The organism is Campylobacter fetus subsp. fetus, from assembly GCF_900475935.1.
GTDB lineage: Bacteria > Campylobacterota > Campylobacteria > Campylobacterales > Campylobacteraceae > Campylobacter > Campylobacter fetus.
In genome coordinates, this window is record NZ_LS483431.1 from 1,565,759 (window position 1) to 1,578,668 (window position 12,910).

General features: G+C 29.6%; 12 protein-coding genes. All 12 read left to right on the forward strand.

The features are described 5' to 3' along the window. Positions 1-21: 21 nt before the first annotated feature. Genes DQN38_RS07870 through DQN38_RS07920 form a run of 12 tightly spaced genes read left to right on the forward strand, consistent with a single transcriptional unit; the run spans position 22 to position 12,901 of the window. On the forward strand, positions 22-1,428 hold the full coding sequence (locus tag DQN38_RS07870; protein WP_143297891.1) for a hypothetical protein: 1,407 nt from the start codon (positions 22-24) through the stop codon (positions 1,426-1,428). Continuing rightward, a complete protein-coding gene (locus DQN38_RS07875) occupies positions 1,428-2,840 on the forward strand; it encodes a hypothetical protein (protein ID WP_035169327.1) in 1,413 nt (470 codons plus the stop codon). Before DQN38_RS07870 ends, DQN38_RS07875 begins: the two co-directional genes overlap by 1 nt. Next, complete coding sequence (locus tag DQN38_RS07880; RefSeq protein WP_065844033.1) at positions 2,837-3,445, forward strand: hypothetical protein; 609 nt, start codon at positions 2,837-2,839, stop codon at positions 3,443-3,445. The genes DQN38_RS07875 and DQN38_RS07880 overlap by 4 nt, the downstream gene beginning before the upstream one ends. Next, positions 3,445-4,170, forward strand: coding sequence for a methyltransferase domain-containing protein (locus DQN38_RS07885; RefSeq protein ID WP_002850681.1), 726 nt, complete (start codon positions 3,445-3,447; stop codon positions 4,168-4,170). Before DQN38_RS07880 ends, DQN38_RS07885 begins: the two co-directional genes overlap by 1 nt. Beyond that, complete coding sequence (locus tag DQN38_RS07890; protein ID WP_065844034.1) at positions 4,167-5,243, forward strand: glycosyltransferase; 1,077 nt, start codon at positions 4,167-4,169, stop codon at positions 5,241-5,243. Before DQN38_RS07885 ends, DQN38_RS07890 begins: the two co-directional genes overlap by 4 nt. Then, positions 5,231-6,982: an asparagine synthase (glutamine-hydrolyzing) gene (asnB, locus tag DQN38_RS07895; protein ID WP_057040817.1), complete on the forward strand. Its 1,752-nt coding sequence runs from the start codon at positions 5,231-5,233 to the stop codon at positions 6,980-6,982. The genes DQN38_RS07890 and asnB overlap by 13 nt, the downstream gene beginning before the upstream one ends. Next, positions 6,979-8,049, forward strand: a complete 1,071-nt coding sequence (locus DQN38_RS07900) for a DUF354 domain-containing protein (protein WP_038454205.1) — start codon at positions 6,979-6,981, stop codon at positions 8,047-8,049. The genes asnB and DQN38_RS07900 overlap by 4 nt, the downstream gene beginning before the upstream one ends. Next, on the forward strand, positions 8,036-8,689 hold the full coding sequence (locus DQN38_RS07905) for an O-methyltransferase (protein WP_002850689.1): 654 nt from the start codon (positions 8,036-8,038) through the stop codon (positions 8,687-8,689). Before DQN38_RS07900 ends, DQN38_RS07905 begins: the two co-directional genes overlap by 14 nt. Continuing rightward, positions 8,680-10,068, forward strand: coding sequence for a hypothetical protein (locus DQN38_RS07910; RefSeq protein ID WP_011732281.1), 1,389 nt, complete (start codon positions 8,680-8,682; stop codon positions 10,066-10,068). Before DQN38_RS07905 ends, DQN38_RS07910 begins: the two co-directional genes overlap by 10 nt. After that, positions 10,061-11,506, forward strand: a complete 1,446-nt coding sequence (locus DQN38_RS07915; protein ID WP_065844035.1) for a hypothetical protein — start codon at positions 10,061-10,063, stop codon at positions 11,504-11,506. The genes DQN38_RS07910 and DQN38_RS07915 overlap by 8 nt, the downstream gene beginning before the upstream one ends. After that, entirely contained in the window at positions 11,503-11,673 is a 171-nt protein-coding gene (locus DQN38_RS08945; protein ID WP_170117950.1) for a hypothetical protein, read from the forward strand. Before DQN38_RS07915 ends, DQN38_RS08945 begins: the two co-directional genes overlap by 4 nt. After that, entirely contained in the window at positions 11,666-12,901 is a 1,236-nt protein-coding gene (locus DQN38_RS07920) for a hypothetical protein (protein ID WP_042960238.1), read from the forward strand. The genes DQN38_RS08945 and DQN38_RS07920 overlap by 8 nt, the downstream gene beginning before the upstream one ends. Positions 12,902-12,910: the final 9 nt, after the last annotated feature.

The following is a 12,910-nucleotide window of genomic DNA, read 5'->3' on the forward strand; positions in this document are numbered from 1 at the left end:
TACACTAAAAAATTAATTTCAATGCTGAAAGAATTTGAGTTTGAGTTTACAGCTATTGATGATAGCGATCCAAAAACTAGCTTAATATCTATGCAAAAAAATATAAAAAATAATCTTTTATTAATTTGCAATGGTGAAATATATGATATTTTAGAAAAAAACGTAAAAAAATGTGGTATAACAAACTACGAAAACGCTTTTTTGTATTTTGCCAAATTTATAGCAAATAATCTTAAAAATACGAAGCTTGAGTTTATAGAAGAGCAAAACATTATCAAACTCAAGCCAAATCCTGTTATAACGCTATTTGACGAGTTTTACATAACTTACTCAATGTTTTTAAATAATCAAATATTGACGATTTTACATACAAGTTTTGACTCCAAATTTAAATCTTTCAAATCTCCTTTACCAAAAAGAAAACTAAGTATAAATTTATGCTTTAGCAAAAAAAACAAGCATCTAGGAAATATTGATAATAAATTCATAGATATTTTATATATTTTTAACTCGCAAAAAGATTACGAAACAAATAAAGACTCCATAAAAAACGGTCTAATAGTGCCTAGCGTACTTACTGAACTAGTAGCAAATAGCGACTTTATACTTACTCTCAACTACCCTAGTTTTCGCACTTATAAAAGTACTGTAGCATTTTTACCACACTCTTTTCACCCATTTTTAGTAGCAACTAGATTTTTCAGAAGTAACGATAGCTATAAACAGTATATACAAAACGTATATTTTAGAGATTTGGATTATATATTTATTAGCTCAAATTTGGAAAATGAGATTTTAAAAGATAATTTAAATGATAGTTTTGACCAATTACAAAAAGTAGTAAAAGCCGGATATCCTAGTCTTGATTTTAATATTGCAAATAAAAAAACAAGCAAAAATGCAGATATAGTTCTATTCGCTTATAGTTTTTTAGATGATTTATTAAATCATAGCGACCTGGAATGGATTTTAAATGATCTCAAAAAGCGAAATTTAAAAGTTGCGCTCCGATATCACGCATACTATAAAAATCATAATATGATGCAAAAGCTGAATAAATTAAAATTAAAATTTAATCTGTTAATAGACGATATGACAAATTACGATATTCTAAACAAAACAAAAGTTTTAGTAAGCGATCTATCTAGCATATCTCACACTTTTTCTCTAACATATCTTAGAAAAAGTGTTATTTTTGCTCCATTTGGCAGATATTTTAATGGGGGGGGGTATAGCGTGAGCTGGCCAGATACTTCTTATCAAATAGAATGCTTTACTAAAGAGAGCTTAGTGGAAAATATAGCGGATCTTATGCAAAGTAGCAATGAAAAAAGTTTAGAAATTTACCGTGATAAAAGTGTTTATAATCTCGGGCATTCAAGTGAGTTTATAGCGAATTTTATATTAGAAAAGTTAAAGGAAAAGTAGTGATATATATCTATCCATATGGAAATTTTGGCAAAAGCATAGAAAAATGCTTAAAATTATTTAATTTACAATATGACATTATAGATGATAGTAATAATAAAATTTCTTTAAATCACACTAATATAGATAGCAAAAACGATATAGTATTGATATGCATAGCAAAAAACCCAAATCAAATAATAGACAAATTAAATTTAAAAGGTAATTTTAATCACATAGATGGCGTTTTATACTGTTTGGATATACTAAAAACTGAGTTTAAATTTGATAAACCAAATCATAGTTATGAAGACATTCTAGCTGAATTATTTGGAATAACAAACTGTCTAGATCAAAATAGTACTTCAAGATCCGAATTTGTCAAATTTTTTAATCAATATGGAAATTTTATAAACAACTACTATAAAAATAAATTCAAAAATATAAAAATATGGGGCGGAATAGATGTTAGCTTTTCAAATATGAAACACTTATACAAAATACCATCTATTTTGGAACAAAATGGGCTAAATTTGATATATATTTTCCAGACAAAATACTACAAAGAAGATCCGAATAAAAAATTTATTATAATATTAAACTACTATCTATGGCATTTTTTAGATTTCTTACCAAATATACTATCATCGGCAAATATGAAAGTATCCAACAATACAAAACTTTATTTTATAGAGCACGCCTATTGTACGCCCAGAGTTTTACCTATAATATCTGATAATCCAAAGCAAGAGCTAAATGGATATTTACTAAAAAATAAAAATAATATAAATTTAATAGGAAATAAGCAAGATTATGAAATATGCGAAAAAATATATAATTCAATTATCGTCAAAGCTGGTTATCCAAGCATAGATAAAAACTTAGAGAACTACAGCAACGACTGTAAAAAAGAGTGGGTTATGATAGCCTTTGTTGATGACGCAATAGATGAAAACAGTGCGTTTAATCTTGCAAAAGTACTACTAGAAAATGGATATAAAGTCATAGCAAGAGTTCATCCAGCTTTCAAAGAAAATATGAAAAAACTATATTCAATATCAAATTTAAATTTTATTTTTGATGGATCTAGTTCGCCTATAGAGTCATTTAAAAACTCTTTTACTGTTATCACAAATCACTCAAGTCTAGCTCACACCTACCCTTTAACTACGCTTAGAAAAGCTATTTTATTTATGCCTAACAGTATTTTAGATAAAGAAATTTATGGTAAAACATTTTTTGATGAAAATTTACATCTTAAAGCTACAAATTTTGATGAAATATTATTAAATTTAAAAGAGTTAGAAGCCAAAAAAGATGATTTATATGAGCAAGAAAAAATTAGATCTTATAGAAACAATGAAGTTTATAATCTCGGGCATTCAAGTGAGTTTATAGCTGGATTTATACTTGGCAAATGGGGGGGGGAATGAGTAATTTTAATATGAAAATTATAAAAGCCGGTTATCCGAGTTTAGATAAAAATATAGATAAATACAAACACAAACAAAACCCAAAATATATACTAATATCATTTTTTCAAAGCAATGCAGTAGCCAAAGATACTATAAAGTTAGTTAAATTCTTGATCAAGAACAGATATATGATCATTATAAGACTAAAACCGGGAGAAAATGACTTTAAATGTTATAGTGAGCTTGATAATAAAAGCATAATATACGATGACGGCTCAGATGACGTAATTCATTCATTTGAAAACTCTTTTACTCTTATAACAGATTATTCTAGTATAGCTCACACCTACCCTTTAACTACGCTTAGAAAAGCTATTTTATTTATGCCTAACAGTATTTTAGATAAAGAAATTTATGGTAAAACATTTTTTGATGAAAATTTACATCTTAAAGCTACAAATTTTGATGAAATATTATTAAATTTAAAAGAGTTAGAAGCCAAAAAAGATGATTTATATGAGCAAGAAAAAATTAGATCTTATAGAAACAATGAAGTTTATAATCTCGGGCATTCAAGTGAGTTTATAGCGAATTTTATATTAGAAAAGTTAAAGGAAAAGTAGTGGATAAAAGAGAAATTTTAGAAATTTGCATCACCGAATATATGAAAAAACATAGCTCAAGACCCGCCTACTGCGAGTACTTACGTACAAAAAAATACGCCTATGAAATGATACTAAAAAACTTCAAGGGCAAAAATGTTCTAGAGCTAGGCAGTGACGGAGCTGCTACATCGGCGATCTTGGCTAGATGGAGTGAAAATCTCGATATAGTGGATATGAATGACAAAATTTCACATCTGATAGAAGAAGATCCGTATCTTAAAAAAGCTAAATTTATAAAATCTCTTTGGCAAGATTTCAAGCCGCAAAATTTATATAGCGATATACTACTCACTGATAGTTTAGAACATATAAAAGATGGTAGTGAGCTGCTATCTATCATTAAAAATTGGCTAAGTTCGGATGGATTTTTACACATTGTAGTTCCAAATGCGCTTTCCTTACATAGGCTAATCGGTGTAAAAATGGGTTTTTTAAATTCTCCTTATGAATTCAATGAAAACGATATTTCAAGCGGCCATGAAAAAGTGTATGACTTTGATACTTTAAAAAGCGATATTTTAAAATCAGGGTTAAAACTAATCAGTATGGAAGGAGTACAGCTAAAACCGCTTACCGATTCTCAACTTACAGCATTTAAGCCGGAATTTAAAGATGCCTTAAGCTCACTTAGCTCACTGCTTCCAAGAAATTCGGCCGAAATTTATGCGGTTTGCGGCATATGAGAACCGTAGCTATATTTACGCAAAATCTAAGTGCTGGAGGCGTTCAAAAATCGGTTATAACATTAGCGAATCATTTTAAAAATATATTTAAAATAGTTATTATTTTATGCGAAAGCGACAAAGACGAATTTTATAAATTTGAAAATATTTTAAAGATAAATAGCGTAAAAATAGATATTAATAAGTCTAGTATCGGGCAGTGGCTTATTGAATACAGAACCAATGAACTTGATAAAATACTATCAAAATTAAAACCGGATTTGCTTATATCGTTTGAGGATTATAATAATATAATCGCTTTAAAAACTAAATTTAAATGCAAAAAGGTTATCTCTTCGAGAGTTAGTTTTTCAGGTAATTATAACAACAAAATTCATCTTTTAGATAAAAATTTCTATATAAAAAATATAAAAAATCTCTATTCAAATGCCGATTATGTCATATGCGTAAGCAAATTTATACAAAAAGAGTTGATGGATTTAGGTATAAAAGCTTATCATATTTACAATGGAATTACTATAAATCCAAAAATAAACAATCCCAAGAAGAACTTCATCATAAACTTAGGTCGTCTACATCCTCAAAAAGGTCAAAAAGATCTTATAAAAGCTTACTCACTCATAAAAGACGATATAAAAGAGGACCTTTTTATAATAGGTGACGGTGTACTAAAGCTAGAGCTGCAAAGCTTAATCCAAAGTCTAAATTTAGAAAACAGAGTGAAATTAACAGGTTTTATCAACCCAAAAGACTACATAAATGAGTGCAAAATGGCGATAATGCCAAGCTATTATGAAGGATTTTCAAACTCAGTTTTAGAGATAATGGCTGCAAAAAAAGCCGTTTTGGCGTATGATTATGACGGCGCAGATGAGATATTTGATAAAAATGATTTGATAAAAAAAGGCGATATAGCTGCATTATCATTAAAATTAAAAGAAATTTTAAACTCGCCTCAAATTTTAAACGATTTAGAAACTAAACAGTGGGAAAAAGTAAAGGAATTCGATATAAAAACTACAATGCAACAATACGAAAATTTAATAGCCAAAGTCTTAAAATGTGCGGAATAATCGGTATAAACTCTAAAAATAAAAACTTGCAAAAGGCTCTGAATTTACTCAAAGACAGAGGTCCTGATAACAGCGGAATTTACAGAGCAAAAAATGCTACTTTAGGTCACACAAGACTTAGTATAATCGACCTTAGCTCTTGTGGATCTCAGCCGATGAAAAAAGATAACTTAACCATAGTTTTTAACGGTGAAATTTACAACTACAAAGAATTGGCAAATAGTGAAAATATAAGTATTACAAGCGATACGCAAATCTTGCTTCATATGTATCAAAAGTATGGAAAAGGATTTTTAAATAAACTAAATGGAATGTTTGCTTTTGTGATATATGATGAGCGCGATAATAGCTTTTTTGGTGCCAGAGATACATTCGGTAAAAAACCTCTGTTTTATTATAATTATGGCGGGAATTTTATATTTTCCAGCCGTATAAATGCTATTTTAGAACTGCTTGATTTTACTCCGGAGCCAAATTTGGATGCGATTGATAGCTATCTTAGTTTTATGAGTCCAACTAAAACACAAACTTTTTATAAAAATATATTTAAGATAGAAGCAGGAAGCGCATTTACATACAAAAACGGCGAGTTAAATAGTTATAAATTTGAAACGTTAGATGACATTAAAACGCAAAATATAAATTTTGATGAAGCTAAAAATAAAGTTTTAAATTTACTTAAAACTTCACTTGAAATTCGACTTAGAAGTGATGTTCCTGTATCGTTTTTGCTCTCAGGAGGACTTGATAGCTCACTTCTATGTGCTCTATATGCAAAAGAGTACGGCAATAATTTTGATACATTTAGCCTTGGATTTAATGAGTACAAGACTTACGATGAGACAAGCTGGGCAAATAACGTAGCCAAATATATAGGTTCTAATCATCATAGAATCGAGCTTGGGAAAAAAGATTTTTTTGATATATTTGAGAAATTTTACGATTTTGTTGATGAGCCTTTGGCTGACTCTGCGACTATCCCGACATATTTTTTGAGCAAAAAAATACATGAAAATGGATACAAAGTAGCATTGAGTGGCGAGGGTAGCGATGAGTGTTTTATGGGATATGATCTATATTTTAGAGTTCTTGAGTTTTACCAAAAAAATCTCAACAAAGAGAGTTATCCGCTTATCAGTAAAGATTATGAATACCTGCGCAGAAAAGAGTTAAACTTGCCTATTTACGGCTCAGCCGGAGAGGTTTTTACGAAATACCAAAAAGAAAACTTGTTGAAAAATCAAACTATTTACGAACAACTTTCTTATTATAAAAACGGCTATGATGGTCTAAAACAGATGAGTTATATTGATTTTAAAATATGGGTTAGTGAGGTTTTAACTACTAAAATCGATCGAGCCAGCATGGCAAATTCTCTTGAAATTCGCTCACCGTTTCTCGATATAAACTTAGTCAAATTTAGTCTTAGCATACCAGATAGGATCAAATTTAAAACAACAAATAAAGAAATTCTAAAATCTATCGCATACAATTATCTTCCAAAAGAGACTATAGAACGCAAGAAAAAAGGTTTTAGCTCTCCATTTATAGAGTGGGTAATAGACGAAATGGGTGATAATATAGTAAATGAAATTTTAAGCATAAATAAATTTATACCTTTATTTAATGAAGATTTTGTTAAAATACTCTACCAAAAAGCCATTGGCGGTAGATTTAAACAGCATTTATGGACACTTTTACATCTTGCTATTTGGCTAAAAAAAAGGTACAAAATATGATATGGTTTGATCTTGTTACCCCAAAATCGGTTATGTTTTTTAAACCGCTTATAAAAAAATTTGAAAGCATGGGGCGCGAAGTATTAATCACCGCTAGAGAAAGTTTGGGATATGATGAAGTAGCGGCACTTTTAAGGCTGCATGGTATTAAATTCACAAATCGAGGAGGCTTTGGTGGTGAAAGTCTGCATGGAAAACTAAAAGCTAGTTTAAATAGGCAAAATGAACTTATGGAGTTTATAGCAGAGAAAAATATAGAAAAATTAGTCTGCCTTTGTAGCGTAGATGCTAACCGCGTAGCATTTGGGCTTGGTATTCCGATAATAAATTTTTATGATATTCCGCTATCTGACTATAACACAGACTTTACAAAAGCTCTTCCTCAAGCTCGTCTTACTTTACCTCTATCAAATCGTGCATTTCGTCCATTTATGGTGCCAAACGAGATATTTTTACGATTTGGGCTTGAGGATAAACAGATTTTTGAATATCCGTTTTTAGATGTCGTAGCGTGGTTAAAAGATTTTAAGCCAGATAGAGAATTTTTTGATAATTTTTTAAATTCGCATGGACTTGATATAAATTTACCAACTATCGTAGTAAGAGAAGAGGAGTTTAAAGCATCATATGTAAAAGCAAAATTTCCTATACTTTATGACGGATTAGATAGTATAAAAGATAAAATAAATGCAAATATAATTATAATTCCCCGTTACGAAAGTCTGCCTTTAAAAGATATGTTTCCGTATGCTTGCGTGATCGATAAAAAGATAGAAGTTCAGCATCTGCTGGCATTTAGTGATCTTTTCATAGGCGGAGGCGGAACACTTAACTCAGAAAGCTGTTACTTTGGAACGCCTACGATATCAACTAGAAGTTTTATAAGCCACTACGATAAATGGCTGATGGATAAGGGTCTTATGCAAAAAGCGGATTCGGTAAATGAACTAGTAAATATCGCACTTAGCATAACGTCTAAAAGAAATGAAACATCTAAGGCGATATTTGGTGATATGCAATTCAATATAGATCAAATTTCAAAGGCTATTTTAGATGACTCTATTTGAAGATATTTTGCAACAAATAAATGCTAGGAGAGACGAGCTTTTTGTTCGCGCCGATGAGTTTGTGTTTAATGATTATGGTGCCGGGGCAAGAGATGAAAATAGAAGTCCTGAAATGATGGATATAGGTGTGAAATGCACAAAAACACTAAAAGATTTTGCATATATCGGTGTAAAAAATGAGAATGCAAAACTGCTTTTTGACACAATTAGAGATTTAAAACCAAAGATCATTTTGGAGCTTGGATGCTGTCTTGGATTTTCTAGTATTTTATTTAAAGCTGCGTTTAATAAAGCAAGTATTTATACTCTTGAAGGAGATCTGAACTTAGCGAATTTTGCTAAAGAAAACTTTGATTTTTTTAAATTTAACGATATAAAAATAGTTGTAGGTAAATTTAGCGACACTTTGCCTAAACTGCTTCCAAAAATAGACAAAATAGACTTTGCATTTATAGATGGTCATCACGATAAAAATGCTACTATAGGGTATTTTGAACAAATTTTACCATTTATGAATGAAGGCTCAGTAATAGCATTCGATGATATAAATTATAATAGAAATATGACTAGAGCATGGGATGTTATAAAACAAAATAAAAATAGTAAAGATGACGGTAAAATAGGGATTATATGGCTATAAAAGTCTATATCTACAAAAACGGATATTATGAACAAAATCTACATTATGTCTTAAAATGGCTTAGCGATATTTATAATAATATAATATTGCTGGGATATATAAATAAATCTAGTGAAATTATAGATAAAACAGCTTTTATACTATATATAGATAAAAAACCGAATTTGAAAAATATAAATTTGAAAAATGCGCATCTATTTACAATAAAACTTCTCTTAAGTACCCTTAAAAAAGATAATATAGATGACTATAAAGATGAGGATTTAGCGTTTAATAAAGCCCTACAAATAAGCCTATTCTTTAGTGAAATTTTCCAGCCCAAAAAGCCTAAATTTAAAAAACTTATGCGTATTTGCGATAATGCCTTAAATAAAATAAACAGCCACTACATAAATAAAATGGGTAAAAAGATATTTGACGTGGGAATTTTATATCACAAAAGAGATTACAAAAGCCATACTTATGGTATCGCTGACAATATAAATAAATTAAATTTAAAAATAATTTACTGCATAAGCAGCATTGATGGAAGCTGTCCGGATGAGTACAAAAGTTTAAATCCTAAAGTTTGTTTGCCGTGGCATATACTGCATCATTTATCGATTTGTAAAGTTTTTGTAACGCCAAGCGCAGGAGTATTTACAAGAGGTAACTCAAAAAAGTTCTTTATCAGTCATGCTTTTTTGAGCGGAATGAACCCGGAATGTTTTAAAAAACTTGAATGTACATTAAGCATCAGCAGCACTATAGCTTTAGAATATTTAAAAAAGTACGGGCTTGATAAATACAAGGTTAAACTAGCTAAAGTTGGGTATCCGAGTTTGGATTGTAAATTATCTCAGATAAAAAATATACCGAAAAATCCTAAAAATATATTTTTAAGCATAGATAACAATGCGCTTATATATGAAAGCATAGAGCCTCTCATAAAAAGTCTATTAGACAACAACGAAACTATAATATTCCGACCCAAACCACAACACATTAGTAATAATCTAAATACAAATTTTATATCAAAATTTAAAAAATATACTAATTTTATAATAGACCGTAAAGACGTTGTAGATATGGATGAATTACTAAACTGTTTTTTACTAATTAGCGATTATGGATCGATGCTATTTACATTCGCATTTGCCACAAATAGACCAGCTTTAATCTTTGATCCAAAAAAATATTACTTAAAATCAAGCAATCCATTTTATAATAAAAATTTGCATTTAATAGCGTATGATCTAGATACTGGATTAAAAGCCGTTCAAGAAGCAAAATATGCCGATACCAAAAAGATAAAAAACTATCTAAAAACGGTAATTTATAATCTTGGAAAAAGCTCAGAAGCAATCGCAAAAGAGATAGAAGGTTTAACTATTGAATAAAATTTACATCTATCCAAACAATGAAGATGCTTTTTATGCTAAATATATACTCACTGAGCTTATAGATGAATATGGTTTAAAAGCTGAATTTATAAGTATTTTGGATGACAATATACCAGGTCACGAGATAAGTAAAATCTCACCTAATAAAAACAGCTTTATATTGATATCTTGTTTTGATAAAGTTCTTTTTAAAAAGCTTTTTGATAATGCAAAAGGCTTTAAAAGATATGATTTTACAACATTTATAAGCTCATTTTTTAATAAAATTTTAAATTTAAATGAGCTAAATGATATTAATTATCTGCTGAAATCAAGCGTTTTACGACTTGCCCTATTTTTTATCTCGTTTTTTAAAAATAGATCAAATGCATATAAAATGCTAAATGCAAACTTAGAAAACTTGGTCTCAAAACTAAGCAGCTACTATATAAAAATGCTAGGCGAAAAACCGGACGTCATATATTTTTTAAGCTCGTTTGCGAACTCGAAACATCTTGGCAATATAGATAAATTTATGAAACAAAACGGGTTGAAAATAGCTTATTTTGTAGATGAAAATGACGCTTCGGGGGGGGGTATGTTTAAAAATTTAAACCCGATTATAGCACCGTTTTACTATATGTTAAATACGAATATCTGCAAAATTTTCATATCTACCCACACGGTTTGTATGTCACTGAAAAGTTCACATAAAAAGCTCATAGTTCCACATGCTTTTATATACCCGATTGCTAGTTTGGCGCAGAGAAAACGACCTCTTGATGAACATTTTTTTAACAAACTAGCTAGAAATAACAATCTGATTGTCTGCGCAAGCACAAAATCTAACTATAAAATTCTAAAAACTGCTTTTAAAAATCGATGTTTAAAAGCCGGATATCCTATGTTTGATCTATTACCCAACTTAAATTCAAAAACTCAAGATCCAAAAAATAAAATACTCTTGGCTATAAATAATACAGAATTTTTATATACATTTAAAGTGCAGGTAGAAAAATTATTAAATAAATTTCAAGTTATTTTGCGACCTCATCCTGCTCAAATTTTTGACAAAGAGTTTTTAAATTTAAAAAAAGAATTAGAAAATCATCCAAACTTCTTTTATGACGATAACAAAAATGTCATAAATCCTCTCACCAATAGTACTTTTTGCTGTTTTAGCGATACTTCGAGTCTATCTTATACGTATGCGATAACGTTTAAAAATCCAGTTATTTTATGCGTACAACAGACGCAAAAATATGAAGATATCAGTTTTTTTGACAAAAGACTACATATTTTATATAATGGAGATATGGTTAAATCCGCTAGAAAAGCTTTTGAGTTTGATAATAGTCTAGTAGATAAATATATAAAAGATGAAATGTATAATTACCAAAACTCGAGCAAATTTATAGCTGAGTTTATAACACGAAAAATCAAGGAAAACAGATGACAAAACATTATTTCATATATCCAAACGGCGGACATTCAAAAATGCTCGCTCACAATCTTGATCTGTTAGGCCATTCATATACTTTTTTGGATGATTTTAAAGAGTCTATGAGTTTAGAATCAAATTTAAAATTCATAAAAGACAATGGGGGGGGGGTCGATGAGTAATCCGATACTTCTAGCTTGTGACTCACTTTGTCAAGAGTCTATAGAGCTAAAAGATAAACTAAGAACGAAAGTGGAAAACCTTGGTTTGGCATGCGAAGATGGTTTTATATATATCATGGATGAGCTAAATTCATATATAAAAAGCGCTACAAATCCTAAAAATAAAACTCTTGGTTTGCATATGTATGGAAGGGTAGACAAACGATACTCAAGCTTATATCTTAACAGTATATCGGGCAAATTAAATATCGTTTATATTTTTTCTACCTATGACGAATTAAATAATAACAAATCTTTAAACAATACATTCGCTATGCCTTTTGAACATATAAAATATCTTAACAGCTTGCAGATTATACTATCTACAACTAATAAAACTTCTGATGGTAAAATTTTACTTTCTCTCAATCATAAGATTATCGTAATGGCTCATGCATACACATTTCCAAACGGTTATTTAGCATACGATGATATAAATAGCAAATATAAAAAATGCGCTATTAAATTCAACATAAACGAGAATATGCCGTACATACTCGTCTCATCAAAAACAAATTATCAAATGGCCATGGATTATTTTAAAGAGCTTTATGGATACGAGACAAATAAATTTATAAAAGCCGGTTATCCGCCTCTTGATGAAAATATAAAAAACTATGAAGCGATTAAAAAACAGACGCCAGACACTATTCTTCTTGCAACTAGAAGCAAAAGAGTTTTGCATCTGCTAAAACCAGTTGCTTCAAAACTATTAAATTTAGGATATAAGCTGCATTTTAGACCCCATCCTCAAGACTGCGGTCATAAAGAATTTCAAGATTTTGCTTCTGAGTTTGAAAACATAGAAAATTTTACAATAGATATGAATTACAAAGGCATAAAGCAGAGTAAATTTTCTATGGACACACTAAGCAAAATGATATGTATCGTAACTGATTATTCTTCTTTTGCCTATACTTTGCCGATTACAAACCTTCGCCCAGCAATACTATTTTATCCAGATACCATTTTACAAAAATGCTTAGAAGAAAAAATAAATAATAAAATATATAAATTTAACGACGATAGATTGCACATAGTAGCAAAGACGGGTAATGAAGTTTTAGATGCCGTGCAAAATCTAAATTTAGAAGAGTGGGAAAAGAAAATTTTAGATTATAGAAATGATGAGATATACAATATAAAAAACTCGAGCAAATTTATAGCTGAGTTTATAACAAATTTATAAAGGAGATAA

Excerpts from the sequence above, each read along its gene's own strand:
- DQN38_RS07890 (WP_065844034.1), top strand. The coding sequence starts at position 4,167 with ATGAGAACCGTAGCTATATTTACGCAAAATCTAAGTGCTGGAGGCGTT.
- DQN38_RS07870 (WP_143297891.1), top strand. The coding sequence starts at position 22 with ATGCTGAAAGAATTTGAGTTTGAGTTTACAGCTATTGATGATAGCGAT.
- DQN38_RS07880 (WP_065844033.1), top strand. The coding sequence starts at position 2,837 with ATGAGTAATTTTAATATGAAAATTATAAAAGCCGGTTATCCGAGTTTA.
- DQN38_RS08945 (WP_170117950.1), top strand. The coding sequence starts at position 11,503 with ATGACAAAACATTATTTCATATATCCAAACGGCGGACATTCAAAAATG.
- DQN38_RS07920 (WP_042960238.1), top strand. The coding sequence starts at position 11,666 with ATGAGTAATCCGATACTTCTAGCTTGTGACTCACTTTGTCAAGAGTCT.
- DQN38_RS07910 (WP_011732281.1), top strand. The coding sequence starts at position 8,680 with ATGGCTATAAAAGTCTATATCTACAAAAACGGATATTATGAACAAAAT.
- asnB (WP_057040817.1), top strand. The coding sequence starts at position 5,231 with ATGTGCGGAATAATCGGTATAAACTCTAAAAATAAAAACTTGCAAAAG.
- DQN38_RS07900 (WP_038454205.1), top strand. The coding sequence starts at position 6,979 with ATGATATGGTTTGATCTTGTTACCCCAAAATCGGTTATGTTTTTTAAA.
- DQN38_RS07905 (WP_002850689.1), top strand. The coding sequence starts at position 8,036 with ATGACTCTATTTGAAGATATTTTGCAACAAATAAATGCTAGGAGAGAC.